Source organism: Paenibacillus sp. FSL R7-0297, assembly GCF_038009025.1.
Lineage (GTDB): Bacteria > Bacillota > Bacilli > Paenibacillales > Paenibacillaceae > Paenibacillus_AQ.
The window spans coordinates 442331-459484 of the sequence record NZ_JBBPAQ010000001.1 but is presented as its reverse complement, the minus strand read 5'-3'; the positions used below and the strand labels follow the sequence as shown (position 1 = coordinate 459484).

The following is a 17154-nucleotide window of genomic DNA, read 5'->3' as shown; positions in this document are numbered from 1 at the left end:
TGGACGGTACCGGCTGCAAGCATTGAGACCACAGGCAGCCGCTTTTGCCGGCGCAGCCGTTAGCTTAACCGGCTGCGCCATGCTTCCCACAGCCGCAGCGGCACGAGCCCCGCCTAGCCGCTCGCGTGGCACGGCCCGGCTGCGCCCTGCGCGCCGGCCGCCGCCAGCGGCGAGAGCACGCGCAGTGCCCCCGGCTCGCAGCGCACGGCCAGCGGCGCGGTGCCGAGGGCCTCGCCGTCGCCGATGGCATGGCGCGGCTGCGCGAAGTGGACGGCTACGCTGCGTCCGCGCAGCATGGTGACGTAGGGCAACGCAACGTGCTTGCCCTTCACCACCGTCGGGAACAGCCGCAGCAACTGCCCGCGGCTGATCCCGTGGACAACGCAGACGTCGAGCAGGCCGTCGCCTGACTCCGCCTGCGGGCAGATCAGCAGCCCGCCGCCGTAGCTGGGCAGGTTGCAGACCGAGACCAGCCACGCCCGGTCGAAGGTCTGCTCCCTGCCGTCGCAGGTCACGCTGACCCGGCAGGACTTGAAGGTAATCAGCGTATGCAGAATGCCGATGATATAAGCCAGGCGGCCGGCGCCGATGGCATTGCACAGCCGTTTGTAGCGGCTGTTGTTCACATTGACGGCTACCTGGGCATCGAAGCCGCTGGCTACGGCGGTCAGGGTGAGCCCATCCGCGCCCGAGAGCAGATCAGCTTCGAGGCAGCGGTCCTGCAGCGCGTTATCCAGCGCGGCCTCCGGGGTGAGCGGGATGCCGAATCCCCGCGCGGTGTCGTTGCCGGAGCCCGCGGGGATTACGCCGAGCGGCACCCCTCTGCGCCGCAGTGCGCCTAGCACGCTGTGGATCGTGCCGTCTCCGCCGATAACGATGGCGGCGCGCCAGTCCTCGCGGCGGGCAAGGGCGTGCAGCACCTGATTCTCCGCGCTGTCTGCGCTTTGAGTGAACAGCGCTTCATGCGGAATGGCGCGCACCTTGAGCATGGCTTCAACGGTATGCCAAGTCCGCCGCCCCGCTCCGCCGCCCGAGCGGGAATTTATGATCAATAAATACATGGATGTTCCCCCAGCCTGTAATGTTTCCTGTATGTCCTGATTCCATTGTACGGAGAGGACAGGCAAAAGGGAATCTTTTTTACCGGTTACAGCTGCCGCAGCTGACTCTCGGCGATTGCTCCTGCCCAGGGCAGCCTATACCATCTTCCGCCCAGTGCGTGGTAGATCATCAGCAGCCATACGGCAAAGCCCAGCAGGGAGAGAAGGGCGGCCGCGACAGGACCGAGAAAAGGGATGAAGCCGCTCAGTACATGGGCTACCATCAGCGCTCCGAAGGCAATCAGGGATTGCAGCGAGTGGAACAGGACGAACCGGCTGCGCTTCTCCAGCGCGAGGAACACAATGGCACCAATGAACGGGAAGAAGTAACACAAGGCGGCGGCAATATTATCGGGCAATCCGGTGGAAGATCTGAAAGGGGACAAAGGGCTCACTCTCCTTGGTTTGGAGAAGAAAGGTACGGATAATCAACCTTCTTCCCTTCAAGCCTATGAAGAATCACGTTAAAGTATGAACTGCACTGGGGATATGTCCAATATTTTCTGCAGCATTGGGTAGACTAATATTAGGTTCCCGCTGCTGGCGGTAGACATACAATAAATTTTAGCCAGAGAGAGCGGGAGGCGCGGTTGAGGTCAGGTTAGGAGTAGTGGTTGTAGCGGAAAATGAGGATCTTACTTAACGTGGAAGCTAAAGAAGTATAAAAAATTTCCATTCGCATATTTTACAAGGAAAGGTGGAACTTGGACTGGAATATGATACAATATAACGATAAAGCCCGAAAGGAGTGATTCAGCAAGTGGCTCTTCGGGTAACTAAAGTGTCAAGGTGTCTTTACTCTGAGACATCCTTACTCTCAGCCCAAATCACGACGAACCTGCTTCACCGGCAAGGCGGATTTCCGGAATACCGGAAGGATGGTCAAGGCGGATAATGCAAGCCACGTATGTGTAATGGTTTCTTAACTTGCATTTCAAGGTTACGGCGGACTTTTCATCATGCATTCTCTACAACGGAGCATTCATTTTCAATGTTTTGGGAGGGAACTGATCATGGCAAGTAAAGGTCATAACGAAGTCAAGGAAAGTCTACGGGAAATGACACGCATTTTCCGGCCCAAAGATCCCAAGAAATTTGTGAAGGAGTACGTCCGGAAGTATCGGATCACGGGAGGCTATGAAGAAGAGCTGACCATGGTTGTGGAGCATGAACTGGTAAGAATGAATTCGTCCGTTTCTTAAACAACAGATAGAATTGTTCTGCTTCTGCTTTTTGATGACAACATTTTGCGCTATAACATCCATGAGGATTCTCATAAACCGTGCCCGGGCAGCCTGTTTGCCGCTGGAATCGGTTTTTTTTGTATGCCCGGTTTACCGGATACAGAGCCATATCATTAGTCAAATGAATTAATAGACACAAATACATATGAATGCGCTTTAAAAGTAGTTTAACAGTTTTCGACTTATTTTGAAAGCGCTTTTAAAATCAATAAAGACAAGCTTTTTTCTTTTTCGAAATGATTATGTGAAATTGTTGTGAACGATTGACAAAACAGTGGGGCGAACTTATATTAATAGTGATTGTTATAATTGACAGGAAAATACTCTAATCTACGAATTCGGGAAAAGCGGGGTAGATCAATGATGAAAACGTGGCAGGCTGGAAAGCGGCTTCTTCCCATGACCGCAGCGCTTGGACTCATTCTTGCCGGATGCGGGCGGGAAGACTTGTCGGTACTCAGACCGCAGGGACCCGCAGCAGAAAGCTCGTTTGCACTGATGAAGCTGTCGATCTCAATCATGATCGTGGTGCTTTTGGTCGTCTTCTCTATTGCAGCTTATGTATGGATCCGTTTCCGCCGGAAACCGGATCAGAACGAGATTCCCAAGCAGGTGGAAGGCAGCTTCAAGCTCGAAGTGCTGTGGACGGTCATCCCGCTTATTCTTGTAGTTGTACTGGCGGTTCCTACAGTGAAGGCGGTGTTCGCTGCCGGCAATGATCATTCGGATGATAAGGATGCCATTAAGGTCAAAGTGACCGGCCATCAATACTGGTGGGAGTTTGAATATACGGATTACGGGGTGACAACAGCACAGGATCTGGTGATTCCAGCCGGTAAGGATATCGCTTTTGAGCTAAGCACCAAGGATGTCCTGCACTCCTTCTGGGTACCTTCGCTCTCCGGAAAAATGGACACCAACCCCGACGGAACGGTCAACCGCTTCAGCTTCAGTGCGCCGAATGAAGGCGTTTACCGCGGCAAATGTGCGGAGCTATGCGGGCCTTCCCACGGCTTCATGGAGTTTAAGGTGAAATCAGTCAGTAGTACGGCCTTTGAGGAGTGGTTAGCTTCGATGAAGGCTCCTGATTCTGTGTTGCCGGATGATCCGGCGCTCGCGGAGACCTTCAAATCCCAGTGCCTCACCTGCCATGCGACTGGAAGTATGCAGGATCTTTCCCAGGCTCCCAATCTGACCGGAATTGGCTCCCGCGAATCGGTGGCCGGCATTCTGCTTAATGACGACACGCGCGTGGACGGGGCACCGGTAGAAGAGAATCTGAAGACGTGGCTGCATGATCCCCAGAGCGTGAAGCCGGGCAACAAGATGCCGGATCCCAAGGATCTGGGCTTAAGCGATGAAGAGATCGACGGAATTGCCGAGTTTCTGGCCGGTTACACGCTGGACTGAAGCCGGATAGCCTATAGCCCGAAGCGGAAGCAGCATATTTGAAAAAGGGGGTACGTACCTTGGCCGAAGCAGCGCAATCCTTGCATCCCTCCCAGCCCTTGAAGCATGGCCACAGCGTTAAACGGCATACCGGGCTAATGGACTGGATCACCACCGTCGATCATAAGAAGATCGCGATTCTCTACCTGTGGGCTGGAGGCATCTTCTTCGGCATCGGCGGATTGGAAGCGATTCTGATCCGTATTCAGCTGATTAAGCCGATGAATACCTTTCTCGATGCCCAGACCTTCAACGAACTGATTACCATGCATGGCACAACGATGATCTTTCTTGGCGTTATGCCTGTCATCTTCGCACTGATGAATGCAGTCATACCGCTGCAGATCGGTGCGCGTGACGTAGCCTTTCCTTTTCTCAATGCGCTCGGATTCTGGACCTTCCTGTTCGGCGGTATTCTGCTCAACCTCAGCTGGGTAATGGGCGGTGCGCCTGATGCGGGCTGGACCGCATATACCCCGCTCTCCAGCACGGGCTACAGCCCCACGCACGGGGTGGACTTTTATACCATCGGGCTGCAGATTGCGGGCCTTGGCACACTGATTGGCGGCATTAACTTCCTGGCCACCATCATCACGATGCGCGCACCGGGGATGTCCTTCATGCGGATGCCGATGTTCGCCTGGACTACTTTTATTACTTCAGCTATTATTCTATTCGCTTTCCCTGCTATTACTGTAGGCCTTGTCCTGCTAACTTTCGACCGGATACTGGATGCCAACTTCTTCAATGTGGCCGGAGGCGGCAATCCGGTGCTGTGGCAGCATATCTTCTGGATCTTCGGCCATCCCGAAGTATACATTCTGATTCTTCCGGCCTTCGGCGTCATCTCTGAGGTTATTCCGACCTTCTCGCGCAAGCGGCTGTTCGGGTACAGCTCTATGGTGTTCGCAACGATTCTGATCGCCTTCCTGGGCTTCATGGTCTGGGCGCATCATATGTTCACCACCGGCCTCGGTCCGGTAGCGAATGCGTTGTTCTCAGTCTCCACCATGCTGATCGCCGTTCCGACCGGGATCAAGATCTTCAACTGGCTGTTCACCATGTGGGGCGGACAGGTACGCTTCACCACCCCTAATCTGTTCGCAGCCGGCTTCATCCCGACCTTCACCATGGGCGGGGTAACGGGGGTCATGCTGGCCTCTGCGCCTGCGGACTTCCAGTTCCATGATACTTACTTCGTAGTGGCGCATTTCCACTATGTTATTGTCGGCGGTCTGGTGCTCGGTCTGTTTGCCGGACTTCACTACTGGTGGCCGAAGATGTTCGGGCGGATGCTCAGCGAGACGTTAGGCAAGTGGACCTTCTGGACGTTCATTATCGGCTTCCACCTGACGTTCTTCGTGCAGCATTTCCTGGGACTGATGGGCATGCAGCGCCGTGTATTCACCTATTTGCCGAATCAGCAGTTTGATCTGCTTAACCTGGTCAGTACTATTGGTGCGATGCTGATGGGGGTCGGCATGCTGATCTTCCTCACGAATATCTTCCTGACCTCGAGACGGCCGGCTGATGCAGCCGATGATCCGTGGGAAGACGGGCGGACACTTGAATGGACGATTCCTTCTCCGCCGCCGGAATATAACTTCAAGCAGACGCCGCTGGTGCGGGGCCTGGATGCCTTCTGGAAGGAAAAAATGGCCGGACACAAGGCGATGACCCCGTCCGAACCGGTGGGCTCGATTCATATGCCTTCGGCAACGATTCTGCCGTTCCTGATGTCGGTCGGTATTTTCATAGCGGGACTGGGCTTCATGTTCAGCCGTGATGAGTTCAGCAGCAGTATAATGAGCTTTCTGTTCAATAACTATATCGTTACGGCACTGGGACTGCTTATTACCTTCGGTTCCATGCTGATGCGGTCGCTGTTCGATGATCCGGGCTGGCATATTGAACCCGAAGAGCTGGAAGGAAGGTGAGCGGATATGACTACAGCACATGCTGAAGCAGCCAATGGAACTCTCCCGCATGAACCGGAAAAAGCAACCCTCGAAGGACGCAACAAGGTGCTGGCCTTCTGGCTGTTCCTTGGTGGGGAAGCGGTGCTTTTTGGCACCCTCTTCGCAACCTTCCTGGCGCTGCGCAATCAGACCAATGAAGGCCCGTCTGCGAATGAACTGTTTCATCTTCCGCTGGTCGCGGCAGCAACCTTTCTTCTGTTGGTCAGCAGTCTGACCAGTGTCTTCGCGATCCAGGCGATGCACCGGGGCCGCGTCACTATGCTGCGGAACTGGCTGCTGGTCACGGTCCTGCTCGGACTATGCTTCCTGGTCCTGGAGATTTACGAATTCAGCGTATACATCAGGCATGAGGAATTCGGAATGACCACCAGTGCATTCAGCTCGGCTTTTTATACTCTGGTCGGCTTTCACGGTGCCCATGTGGCCTTCGGTATTCTGTGGATATCAGTACTGATCGGCCAGTTATTGCATAAGGGGCTGACGGTGGTAACCGCACCGAAGATTTATGTGTCGGCGATGTACTGGCATTTCATCGATGTGGTATGGGTCTTTATCTTCACGGTAGTATACCTGCTCGGAAAGGTGGGATGAAGCCATGACGACGAAGCAGCATTCTCCGGAATCTCCGGTGAAGCACCGGCACCGCCCGGAAGGACCGCAGCGGCATATTGTAGTCTTTGTCTTCTCCATTGTACTGACGCTGATCGCCTTTGCCGCAGTGGCTGCCGGAGGGGTGAATGCCACCTTTGCCGTTATTCTGCTGCTGGTGATGGCTGTGCTGCAGGTGATCCTGCAGATGGGCTTCTGGATGCATCTGAAGGACAAAGGGCATATGATGCCGATTATCTTCATGCTGGGCGGATTTTTTATCGCGGGGACTTGCATTATAATGTCGCTCTACTGGGTATGGTGGGATTAATACTGTACGGGGGGAGGGCTTGCGATGATGCCGGGATTACAATACTTCAGCTTTACTGAACTGTGGAGTCCGCTGTTTCTGGCCCTGATGCTCCTGCTGACTGCCGGATATTTTGTGCTGATCGGTCCGCTGGCCTCCCGGTTTGAGGGCAGTACTGCAGTCCCCTTCTGGCGGAGGGGGCTGTTCTTATGCGGAATGCTGGCCCTCTATCTGGCGCAGGGGGGACCTGTCAGTCTGCTGGGGCATATCCTTTTTTCGTTCCATATGGTCAGTATGGCCTTGTCTTATCTTGTCGCAGTCCCGCTGATTATGCTGGGGATTCCTGACTGGTGCTGGCGTGCGCTGCTCCGGGTGAATCCGCTGCGCGGCCTTGCTTTTCTGGCTAAGCCCATCGTTGCCGCACTGCTCTTCAACGGATTATTCTCGCTCTACCATATCCCGGCGATTCATGATTATGTCATGCTGCATTTCGCGGTTCACCGTCTGTACTACGCCGTATTATTCCTGACTTCAGGGCTCATGTGGTGGAATCTGATCAATCCCCTGCCGGAATACCGCGCACTGGGCGGCCTCGGTCAGGTAGGGTTCATCTTTCTGAACATGGTCCTGCTGACACCGGCCTGCGGGCTGATTATTTTTGCCGGTTCTCCCCTGTATGCTACGTATAGTGACCCCAATACCTGGGCGATGGCCATGGGCTACTGTGTACCGCAGAGTCCGGCTGCTTTGCTGCAGGCTTTTGGCGGACCCGGCTTCTTCGGATCTCTGTCCCCCAAGGTAGATCAGCAGGTCGGCGGCATCGTGATGAAGTTCATTCAGGAATTTATTTTTGCCTCGATGCTTGCTTATGTGTTCTATCATTGGTATAAAAAAGAGAACGGACAAGAGGACACGGAGTTGTCCGCGCCTGCCTCTGATCTTGCGGAGGAGGGTCTGAACTATAAGGGCTGGTAAGTGCCGAGGGGGATAATCATGGATATTTTCACATTGTTTCCAACGATCAGTACATCGTTCATCGTCATTAGCGCGGTGCTGGTGGCTATCGGCTGGAGACAAATCATTCAGGGCAAACGCGAAGCGCACAAGAAGACTATGATTGCAGCTGCTGTGGCGGCAATTCTCTTTTTCCTGGTGTACTCGTCAAGAACGATATTCGTGGGGAATACGACCTGGGGCGGACCGGATGATCTGTCGACGCTGTATCATGTCTTCCTGATCTTCCACATTGTGCTGGCTACCGTAGCTGCTGTATTCGGCATCACTACGCTGACGCTGGGCTTCAAGGCCAAGTATGCCAAACACCGCAAGTGGGGAAGAGTGACGGCTATGATCTGGTTTGTCACCGCTATTACGGGTGTTGCCGTTTATGTGCTGCTGTACATCTTCTATCCAGGCGGACATACGCTGCCGGTCTGGAAAGTCATTATGGGCGGTTAGCTGTAATTGAAGACAAGCCTGTACATCTGCTGTTCCGCTTATGCGGGGCGGGTGCACGGGCTTTTTTTTGTTGTACTGAAGCCTGCGAGTGAAGCAGACTGAGAAGACGTTATATCTCCAATAAACCTTATAACGGGGATGAATCGGACTGAGAAGCGCTTATATGGTTCATTTGAGCTCCAAATGACGGATATCCGGACGCTTAACAGAATCTCAGTCCGATTGACCTGCCATTTCATCAGATTTGACCATATAGTATGCGAAAAACTGAACACCGACAATGTGCTGGCGCGAAGTCCATCGTACCAAATGTAAGCGAAAAACCGAATACAATGTGCTGGCGCGAAGTCCATCGTACCAAATGTAAGCGAAAAACCGAATACAATGTGCTGGCGCGAAGGCCACCAGGCCAAATGTAAGCGAAAAACCGAATACAATGTGCTGGCGCGAAGGCCACCGGGCTAAATGTAAGCGAAAAACCGAATACAATGTGCTGGCGCGAAGGCCATCGTGGCAAAAGTAAGCGAAAAACCGAATACAATGTGCTGGCGCGAAGGCCATCGTGGCAAATGTAAGCGAAAACAAACATGTCTTTCAAGGCACAACTCCAGCATGAAAATGAGCAGCGTGGCTAAAAAACAGAACATCGTCTTTTCATTTATTTAACATATTTTAACGGAAAACCGAACACAATTGGACTGGGTAAGCCACGTAAGCCAAATGTAATCGAAAAACCGAACACAATTGGACTGGGTGCACCGCGTAGGCCAAATGTAATCGAAAAACCGAACACAATTGGACTGGGTGCACCGCGTAGGCCAAATGTAATCGAAAAACCGAACACAATTGGACTGGGTGCGCCGCGTAGGCCAAATGTAATCGAAAAACCGAACACAATTGGACTGGGTGCGCCGCGTAGGCCAAATGTAATCGAAAAACCGAACACAATTGGACTGGGTGCGCCGCGTAGGCCGTGCGTTTATCGCAGTGCCAGACGTATTTTCACAGAAAAACTGAACACCGACAATGTGCTGGCGCGAAGTCCATCGTACCCGAACACAATGTGCTGGCGTGAAGACCACCGGGCTAAATGTAAGCGAAAAACCGAACACAATGTGCTGGCGTGAAGGCCACCAGGCCAAATGTAAGCGAAAAACCGAATACAATGTGCTGGCGCGAAGGCCATCGTGGCAAATATATTTTACAAACCTCAAACCGTGATTGATTCAGTGATTCGTTTATTGAACTGACGGAAATAGAAAAGCAAATTTGGGACAATGTGGTAAAATGATTTCGATAACATTTTTGTGCCAATTCTTACGTTCATAGGTATGATCCTTTTCGTATATGGGTTCCCCCAAAAATAGGATGAGATAAACTCATTCAACAGGAAACGATAGCTCACCTAAAGCGAGGTCAGCCTGTCTAGAGGGACGGCTACCTTCGTTGCGCTAAGGGGGCAGGAGAGTTGATATTTAGTGAACAGGGGGGCGATGTTGATGGAAATAAATCATTCAATTAAGAGTCCATCAAAAATCGGAACCATTATAGGGATGATAATTATGATATCGAGTCAATCTATTATTGTATTGAGAATGTGGGATCAGAGAGGTGTATTTTATGCTTCGGTTACAGCGATTCTTATTGGTTTAGTTGTACTGTTATTCGCATTGTATAGAACGTTTTTTAAGAAGCTAACCGAGTTATGCCTATCCGATGACCAAATTGTTCTTAATGGGAGAATAATCAACTCAAGCGATATTAAAGTGATAATGATCAGAGGCTACTTTAAACCTGTTGTCGGGATATTACCTTATAAGAGGAAGATCGTCCCATTGGATATGGCATATAGGTATTCAAAGGATGAAGATAAAGGTATCTCTGATCTAAAGAGTTGGGCAAAAATGAATAATGTAAGGATGGTCAATAAATCGTTTCAAACTTGGATATAAGACGAGGACGAATATAGCTGAGGATGGGTGAAAATGGACAACCACTATAAATACCTTCTGCTTGCCTTCGAAGAGGCGGAAAAAGCAAAAGAAGAAGGGACTTACCCTATTGGGGCAGTCATTATTGATTCTAACGGAACCGTTGTTAGCCGGGGTAGAAATAGAGTTTTTTCCAGCTGTGATACAACATCTCATGCAGAAATTGACGCTATAAGAAAGGCTGGACATAAAATAGTAGATGTTGAAAGCAAGAAATTTGTTGTGAATAACGGCCTTACGTTATATACGACGTGTGAGCCCTGCCGATGTGTACGGGGACTATAGTTCTCTCCAAGACTAAAAAGGTAGTGTGGGCAGCAAATGATGCTGATATCGGAGCATTTAAAAAATTCAAAGAAATGACCAGTCCGTTACCGATTTATAATGATTTATTCAATGACATTGAAATTGTGGCTGCTCCCTACTCTGATTTAGAAATTAGACAAAGACGAATGTTGGCTGAATGGAATAATGAATTGATATGTGACGCGGAGTGTTGATCGAAAATTACTAGAATCATATTAATCGACGCAATATACAGTAAAATGTAAGCAGGTTGTCTTGCAGGAGGGAATCAATATGCTGTATATATTTGGCGGGTTGCCGGGCACCGGCAAGTCTGCGTTATCATCTGCTTTAGCAAGTGAACTTCGGGCACCGTATCTTCGGGTTGATGTCGTAGAACAGGCTATGCGTGTTGCCGGGGTCAAGGTTGACGGACCTGAGGGTTACATCGTTTGTTACGAGATAGCGAGGCAGAATCTTATTTTAGGTCTGGATGTGATCGCAGACACGGTCAATCCCATTCACTATACACGCCAAGCTTGGCGTAATGTAGCAGAGTCTTTAGAAATTCCGTATGTCGAAATCGAAGTGGTCTGCTCAGACGAATGTGTACACAAGCATCGGGTCACTACTCGTACAACAGATATCCCCGGCTTTACTCTCCCCACTTGGGACGAGGTTAAGAACAGACATTACGAAGCTTGGGACCGCGACCACATCGTGATCGATACGGCTCATCAAACCGTGACGGAAAGCTGGATGTTATTACGTGAACAGCTAAGTCTGAAGAAATAATAAACTTGAGCTATGATTGTCGTAGACGATGCCTGCCTTACATTTGGATAGGGGAAGAAGCTAAATAAACAGCGACAGTCAAGGACTTGAATTTCTGTCCACAACTGCCGCTGTTTCACTTTCAAGGTCTGTCTAATGTTGCTGCTTGGAGCAAAGGTGAAGCTACAGGCGGAAGGAGGAGACAGTGCTCTGCAGCTCTTCGGCCAGGCTGGCCAGAGATTGGGCGGAAGAAGCGGTCTCTTCGCTGCTTGCAGCCGACTGCTGAGTGGTGGCGGAGATATTCTCTACAGCGGCCAGTACATTGGTCGATTGGGCCGCTTGTTCTTCACTGGCTGCGGCGATTTCGGAAATTTTCTGTCCGGCATTATTCACCATCGTAACGATTTTATGGAAAGAGACACCGGTTTTCTGTGACAACTCGGCACTTTCCTGAACGGCGCTCACACTGTCGCGCGTGTTCAGCTGCATCCCCTTGATGATCCCAGTTATCTGCTTGGTGGCTTCACCACTGCGTTCGGCAAGCTTTCGTACCTCATCGGCAACGACGGCGAAACCTCGTCCCTGTTCCCCGGCCCTTGCGGCTTCGATTGCGGCGTTCAAAGCGAGCAGATTGGTCTGGTCGGCGATATCTTCAATGACATCGATGATATCACCGACCTTCTGGGAGTCCTCCTCCAGCCGGGACATCTGCCCGCTGACGGCCAGCATGCTCTCCATAGATTCCTGAATGATGCTGTTGCCATTCTCGGCAATCGCCACGGTCTCATCGGAGATGACCGAAGCCTGTTCGGTGTTCTGGGCAACAGAGTGGATGGCGCTGGAGAGCTCTTTGAATAACTCGCTGATCGTCCCGGCATCATTCGCGGTAGAAGTGCTGCCGCTCGCTACCTCCTGTGTGCTGGCGGAAATTTCCTCGGCGGCGGCGGACAGGCTCTGAGAATGCAGCAGGATGGACCCTACGGTCCTGCGGAGATTGCTGACCATCTCATTAACCTTGGACGCCAGTACGCCGATTTCATCCTTAGTGTCGATCTCTACCTGGCTGCGTAAGTCGCCATCGGCCACCTTGGAGAGGATCTGTACCACCTTCGCCAGCGGATTTGAAATGATCCGGGAGATCATATAGCCGAGCAGGATGCACAGCAGCACGGCACCAGCAATGATAGCAAGTGTAATCGTCCGCGAGGAGCTGTACAGGGAAGCTCCGTCCTGTTTGGCATGATCCGCTTCCTTGATATTGATGCTGATCAGACCGTTGATGATTTGCTTGAGCTCATCCGCTTCATTGGCGAGAGCAGGGCTGCGGAGTATGCTCAGCAGTTCGTCGTCCCTCTGGGCAACGGCGGCGCTGATCAGGGAATCATAAGTGTTTACATAGGCGTTCCAGGCGGTTTCGAACGGTGCGATCGCTTGGACGGATTCCTCGCTGAGCTTTGTTTTACGGAAGGCTGCGATGCTGTCCAGTACATTCTGCTTTTCGGTTTCATAGTCTTCCACACGCTGCTTCCGTTCCGCGGCCGTTTCTTTAATATACAGGTCACGGGCAATGCCGCGCATCACGGAGAAGCTGTTCTGCGAACTTTGGAGTGAAGAGACAGGCACCAGATTGTTCGTGTACATATCATCCAGGCTGTTATTGATTGAACCCAGATTGTTTAGACCATAGAGACCCACGAAGGCTAAAATGACAGCGACCACCAAAAAGGATGAGATTAACTTCACGCTTGTTTTTAAATTATAAAACCATTTCATACCTGTTTCCCCCAGTAATCATGAATTTGTTAAACAAAAGCACCTGCTGTGACAAATAGGTTTGCCGTATCGATGATGAGCGCAATTTTGCCGTTCCCCAGAATGGTAGCTCCTGAAATGCTGTCTGTTTTGCCTATGTATGAGCCTAGCGATTTAATCACAATATCCTGGTTGCCGACAAGCGCGTCTACGGCCAGTGCCAGCCTTTTCTCTCCGCGTCCCAGAATGATCAGCGGAACTGAAGCTGAGCCTGCACCTGCTTCCGGTGGTATCCCCAGGCAATCCTGCAGCCAGACCACCGGGACGAGCTGATTGCGTGCGGTAATGACAGGCTGTCCGCGAACAGAGCGGATCTCACCGGGGGCTGTACGGATAATTTCGGCCACGCTGCTCATCGGAATAACGAAGGTGGCTGAGCCGACATGTACGAGTAGTCCGCGGATGATAGCGAGTGTCAAGGGCAGCCGGATAGTAAAGCGTGTGCCTTGCCCTTTGGTGGTCTCAATATCGATCATTCCATTGATCCGTTCAATGTCATTCCGGACGATATCCATTCCTACCCCGCGGCCGGAGATATCGCTGATCTGACTGGCTGTGGAGAAGCCGGGTCTGAAAATAAGGCGCAGGGCCTCATCGTCAGTCATGTTACGGGCCTCTTCAGCGGTAATGATGCCCTTCTTTAAGGCGGATTGGGCAATCGCTTCGGAATCAATACCGGCCCCGTCGTCTTCAATAACCAGAACGACCTGATTATCCTCATGTGAAGCGGCGATCCGTACGGTTCCTGTTTCGCTTTTGCCGGCGATGCGCCGGGCTTCCGGGGTTTCGATACCATGATCGACAGCATTCCGCAAAAGATGGATAAGCGGGTCACCAAGCTCTTCAATCAGTGTCCGGTCCAGCTCGGTCTCCTTGCCTTCAATGACCAGCTCAATCTGCTTGTTCAGGGAGCCGGACAAGTCTCGGACCATGCGCGGGAGACGGTTGAACAGCTGTTCCAGGGGCAGCATTCGTACCTTGATCATGCTCTCCTGCAGCTCACCAGTAATACTTGCCAGATGGTCAGCCAGCTGACCGAGCTCTGCGGTCAATTCATTCGCACCATATTGTTGGTGGAACCTGCGGTTCAGGAGATGAAACCGGGTTTGATCAATGACTAGTTCGCCCGCGAGGTTCATCAGCTTCTCCAGCCGCTCCACCTGAACGCGGATGGTTTGCGGCTTGGCGATCTGGGAGGCAGCCGGCAGTACTTCCGGCTCTTCCAGGAGATCCTGTCTCTCTGGCTCCGGGAGGGGTGGCTTCATGAATTCAGCGGGACGCAGGGAACTGTCTGGCAATTCTTCTATGTAGATACTCTCAACATCCATGATGGAGAGGACCTCCTGCCGGAGCTCATGGATATTGCCTTTGGGGGACAGCATCCAGGATGCCCCGTCAATCCCGTTGTCATGGGCCTGAATCTCCTCCAGCTCCGGCTTCATTCGCAGGACCGTGGAGAGGCTCCGCAGCTTGGCATCGATCAGGTGAAGCCGCGGCAGCTTCATTTCACAACCGGGAGAGAGCCAGACATGAAGCCAGAACGGCTGGAGAGGAATGCCGGCCCTGCTTGGCCGGACAGACGGTTTCTGTTCATGTCTCTGCCGTTCTTCCACTCCAAATGTGCTGAGCTTCTGAATAAGCCCGGATACATCTGTCGTCTCCTGATCATTAGCGGCGATCTCACTTTGCAGTGCGCGCATTCCGTCCAGCGCCTGGAAGAATAGGCGGATCAGCTCATTCGTAACTTGCCGTTCTCCGTTCCTCATCTGGTGAAGCAGATGCTCAAGATGATGTGTGACCTCCTTCAGCCTGTTATAGCCCATGGATGCAGAGGAGCCTTTCAGGGTATGGGCCGCCCGGAAGAATTGCTGTATTCCGGCTTCCGTTTCTCCGCTCTGTTCAAGCCGGAGTACTTCATCTTCGATCAGCTGTAGCTGATCCTCCAGTTCTTCAAGAAAAATCCCGCGGTATTCTGATAAGTCAACCATAATTCACCTTCTCTCCGTGTAGCCGCCGATTACTCACGCAGCAGTATCTCATCCAGCTTGAGGATTCCGACCAGTCCCGAAGATGAGAAGCCTACTCCGTTGAAGAAGGAAGGGCTGATTCCGGAGAAGCTGTCAGGTGGGGGCTGAATATCGTTAAATGTAGTCACTTTATTCACCTTGTCGACTATGATACCAACAGCGTCCTCCAGGTGATGGACGACCAGAATACGTGTATGCTTGGTATAGTCGAGCTCTGCCATATCCAGCAGCACCCTCAGGCTAAGCACAGGCACGATTTTTCCCCTCAAATTGATGATCCCTTTAACGTAATGGCGGCCGTTAGGAATATCCGTAATCTCCTGCATTCTAATAATTTCATGAACATCAGAAATGGGGATGGCGTAATGCTCATGATCCACCCCGAATTCAACATATTGCTTCTGTAAGGCAGACTCCATATTTTACCTCCGGCTTCTCTAATAATTGCTTGTACGCAGCTGCTCCTTGGGTACGGATTCCTACCCCCTTTTCTTCACAATCGATAATCCTGCTGCTCCTGCAGTGCCCGGTATTCAAGATCGCATGTCGTAAAAAGACAAATTACCGGAAAGATGTCGTACAATATCACTTATGCGACATTTTTATACATGGAGGAGCAGTGAAATGACAATAAAACAGGCAGAAATGAGCAGCGCCCAGTTAAGTTTGGTTTACTCGGGTGCGGGCAATATCAGTGATGATCAGATTGTTCAGATGTTTGTGGTAACCTGCTGCGCCAATACCAATACAGAACGTAATTACAGGAGGGCCATTGCTGACTTTCGTAAATATATAACGGGTACGCCCTTACGGGAAGTGACCTGGAGGGAGATAGAGGCGTATAAATTCTTTCTGACCCAGGGAGGCTACAGCTATCCGAAGCAACTGGCTCCGGCAAGTATTGCCGCATTTCTTGCGCCTTTGAAGTCATTTTATAAATGGGGTAGTGATCAGCATATCGGCATCTTTGCAGCCAATCCCACCTTAAGCGTGCGGATTCCCAAAATTTCAATAACAAGCCGGAAGAATTTCCTGACCAAAAGAGAAGTGGGGAATTTGCTGGGGGAGCTTCAGAAGCAGAGCCTGCGCAATTACCTGATCGGGCTAACACTGGTGATGCTGGGACTCCGCGTATCTGAGCTGACAGCGATGAAATGGGGCGATTTCCATACGGATCCTCTGGAGGCCTCTGTCTGGCTGACGGTCGCGAATGCCAAGGGCGGCAAGCGCAGAGAAATCAAAGTGCCGCCAATGCTTTGGCGTCTGTACTCTCAATTACCCGGTGCCCCTGATGTGAAGGGGAGTGCTGATGCGGAGCTTCGGATGTTTCCGTTATCCTCAAGACAGGTTGAGCGGATCATCAAGACAGCCGGAGAGTCAAGCTCCATTGAGAAAAAGGCTACTCCGCACTGGCTGCGCCATACCAGTGCCACACTGGCGTTGCTGCAAGGGGCCTCGCTTCAACAGGTACAGGAATCGCTGGGACATTCCCACATCAATACCACTCAGCGTTATCTCCACACGGTTCAGCAAATTCAAAAGGCCGCCCCGGATTTTGTGGAGGACAGCCTGCGGAATTTTATTCAATAAGACAAGGTTTGACAAAATGTGCAGGAACACGGGCAGGACTGAATTTTGTCCTTGAAGCCGTCCGTCAAAGCATAGAAGGTTTATTCTACGGAGAATTCAAGCGATTTGCAGGTGGAATCAACTTAAAAGCGGATCGGTTGGAGAGAGTTTTATCCGGGAAGTTTCTATACAGAAGTTAAGAAATGGCCTATAATTAACGCATTGCTGCTTCGTTATGCGTAAATGTGAAGGGTTATTCTTATTTTTGGTGAAAAATGTCGCATAAGTGATATTGTACGACACAATTCGTCAAGTCATACATAAATATTTAATGTATAATATGGTTAATAATGTGTATGATGGGTGAAAAAACTAAATTTATTCTACTGCATCCATGAAGCACATCCGTTTGTCCCACAGAATGAACACAGTGAATCTTTTCAAACGCCAACCCCCTATATGGGGGTTATTTGCTTGTGGGGAGCTTTCCTGACCTGGAGATGAAAAGTTCGAATTATCGATGTACTTTGGGTTGACACCGGAAATCACAGGTCATATACTGTGTATA

The 17154-nt window shown here is 51.3% G+C and carries 17 protein-coding genes; 11 read left to right on the top strand and 6 right to left on the bottom strand.

Going from position 1 to position 17154, the window contains the following annotated elements:
- Positions 1 to 113 precede the first annotated feature (113 nt).
- Both MKZ24_RS01950 and MKZ24_RS01945 read right to left on the bottom strand, forming a co-directional pair.
- Positions 114 to 1061, bottom strand: a complete 948-nt coding sequence (locus MKZ24_RS01950) for a diacylglycerol/lipid kinase family protein (protein ID WP_042232200.1) — start codon at positions 1059 to 1061, stop codon at positions 114 to 116.
- Positions 1062 to 1147: 86 nt separating this feature from the next.
- On the bottom strand, positions 1148 to 1486 hold the full coding sequence (locus MKZ24_RS01945; RefSeq protein WP_042232203.1) for a DUF4870 domain-containing protein: 339 nt from the start codon (positions 1484 to 1486) through the stop codon (positions 1148 to 1150).
- A 627-nt stretch (positions 1487 to 2113) separates the two neighbouring features.
- Between MKZ24_RS01945 and MKZ24_RS01940 the strand changes: the two genes are divergently transcribed.
- The 7 genes from MKZ24_RS01940 to MKZ24_RS01910 all read left to right on the top strand — a co-directional run bounded on the left by MKZ24_RS01940 (position 2114) and on the right by MKZ24_RS01910 (position 8128).
- Positions 2114 to 2302, top strand: coding sequence for a hypothetical protein (locus MKZ24_RS01940; RefSeq protein ID WP_019913840.1), 189 nt, complete (start codon positions 2114 to 2116; stop codon positions 2300 to 2302).
- Positions 2303 to 2704: 402 nt separating this feature from the next.
- On the top strand, positions 2705 to 3754 hold the full coding sequence (gene coxB / locus MKZ24_RS01935; RefSeq protein WP_039306711.1) for a cytochrome c oxidase subunit II: 1050 nt from the start codon (positions 2705 to 2707) through the stop codon (positions 3752 to 3754).
- A gap of 137 nt (positions 3755 to 3891) precedes the next feature.
- Positions 3892 to 5730: a cytochrome c oxidase subunit I gene (gene ctaD, locus MKZ24_RS01930; protein ID WP_042241416.1), complete on the top strand. Its 1839-nt coding sequence runs from the start codon at positions 3892 to 3894 to the stop codon at positions 5728 to 5730.
- A 6-nt stretch (positions 5731 to 5736) separates the two neighbouring features.
- Positions 5737 to 6363 carry a cytochrome (ubi)quinol oxidase subunit III gene (locus tag MKZ24_RS01925; RefSeq protein WP_042232206.1) on the top strand — a complete coding sequence of 209 codons (627 nt, stop codon included), beginning with the start codon at positions 5737 to 5739 and terminating at the stop codon, positions 6361 to 6363.
- Between the two features lie 4 nt (positions 6364 to 6367).
- Positions 6368 to 6691, top strand: coding sequence for a cytochrome C oxidase subunit IV family protein (locus tag MKZ24_RS01920; protein WP_042232209.1), 324 nt, complete (start codon positions 6368 to 6370; stop codon positions 6689 to 6691).
- Between the two features lie 27 nt (positions 6692 to 6718).
- Positions 6719 to 7645: a cytochrome c oxidase assembly factor CtaG gene (ctaG, locus tag MKZ24_RS01915; protein WP_042241419.1), complete on the top strand. Its 927-nt coding sequence runs from the start codon at positions 6719 to 6721 to the stop codon at positions 7643 to 7645.
- Positions 7646 to 7663: 18 nt separating this feature from the next.
- Entirely contained in the window at positions 7664 to 8128 is a 465-nt protein-coding gene (locus MKZ24_RS01910; RefSeq protein WP_042133229.1) for a DUF420 domain-containing protein, read from the top strand.
- A 658-nt stretch (positions 8129 to 8786) separates the two neighbouring features.
- On the opposite strand, the gene MKZ24_RS01905 is transcribed toward MKZ24_RS01910, so the two are convergent.
- Positions 8787 to 9074: a hypothetical protein gene (locus tag MKZ24_RS01905; RefSeq protein WP_340781134.1), complete on the bottom strand. Its 288-nt coding sequence runs from the start codon at positions 9072 to 9074 to the stop codon at positions 8787 to 8789.
- 553 nt (positions 9075 to 9627) lie between these two features.
- Between MKZ24_RS01905 and MKZ24_RS01900 the strand changes: the two genes are divergently transcribed.
- The 3 genes from MKZ24_RS01900 to MKZ24_RS01890 all read left to right on the top strand — a co-directional run bounded on the left by MKZ24_RS01900 (position 9628) and on the right by MKZ24_RS01890 (position 11199).
- A complete protein-coding gene (locus MKZ24_RS01900; protein ID WP_340781133.1) occupies positions 9628 to 10080 on the top strand; it encodes a hypothetical protein in 453 nt (150 codons plus the stop codon).
- Positions 10081 to 10113: 33 nt separating this feature from the next.
- Positions 10114 to 10404: a nucleoside deaminase gene (locus MKZ24_RS01895; RefSeq protein WP_340781132.1), complete on the top strand. Its 291-nt coding sequence runs from the start codon at positions 10114 to 10116 to the stop codon at positions 10402 to 10404.
- 294 nt (positions 10405 to 10698) lie between these two features.
- Positions 10699 to 11199: an AAA family ATPase gene (locus MKZ24_RS01890; RefSeq protein ID WP_042232218.1), complete on the top strand. Its 501-nt coding sequence runs from the start codon at positions 10699 to 10701 to the stop codon at positions 11197 to 11199.
- Positions 11200 to 11361: 162 nt separating this feature from the next.
- Here the strand turns inward: MKZ24_RS01890 and MKZ24_RS01885 are convergent, their stop codons facing one another.
- From MKZ24_RS01885 to MKZ24_RS01875, 3 genes are read right to left on the bottom strand one after another with little or no spacing between them, the layout of a single operon-like run.
- Entirely contained in the window at positions 11362 to 12951 is a 1590-nt protein-coding gene (locus MKZ24_RS01885) for a methyl-accepting chemotaxis protein (protein WP_340781131.1), read from the bottom strand.
- A 29-nt stretch (positions 12952 to 12980) separates the two neighbouring features.
- Entirely contained in the window at positions 12981 to 14978 is a 1998-nt protein-coding gene (locus MKZ24_RS01880; RefSeq protein ID WP_340781130.1) for a chemotaxis protein CheA, read from the bottom strand.
- Positions 14979 to 15007: 29 nt separating this feature from the next.
- Positions 15008 to 15436 (bottom strand): chemotaxis protein CheW, encoded by a 429-nt coding sequence (locus MKZ24_RS01875; protein WP_042232224.1) that lies wholly within the window; start codon positions 15434 to 15436, stop codon positions 15008 to 15010.
- A 205-nt stretch (positions 15437 to 15641) separates the two neighbouring features.
- Between MKZ24_RS01875 and MKZ24_RS01870 the strand changes: the two genes are divergently transcribed.
- The gene (locus MKZ24_RS01870; RefSeq protein WP_042232226.1) at positions 15642 to 16607 is read left to right on the top strand and encodes a tyrosine-type recombinase/integrase; all 966 of its coding nucleotides are present in this window, start codon (positions 15642 to 15644) and stop codon (positions 16605 to 16607) included.
- The last annotated feature ends 547 nt before the right edge of the window (positions 16608 to 17154 follow it).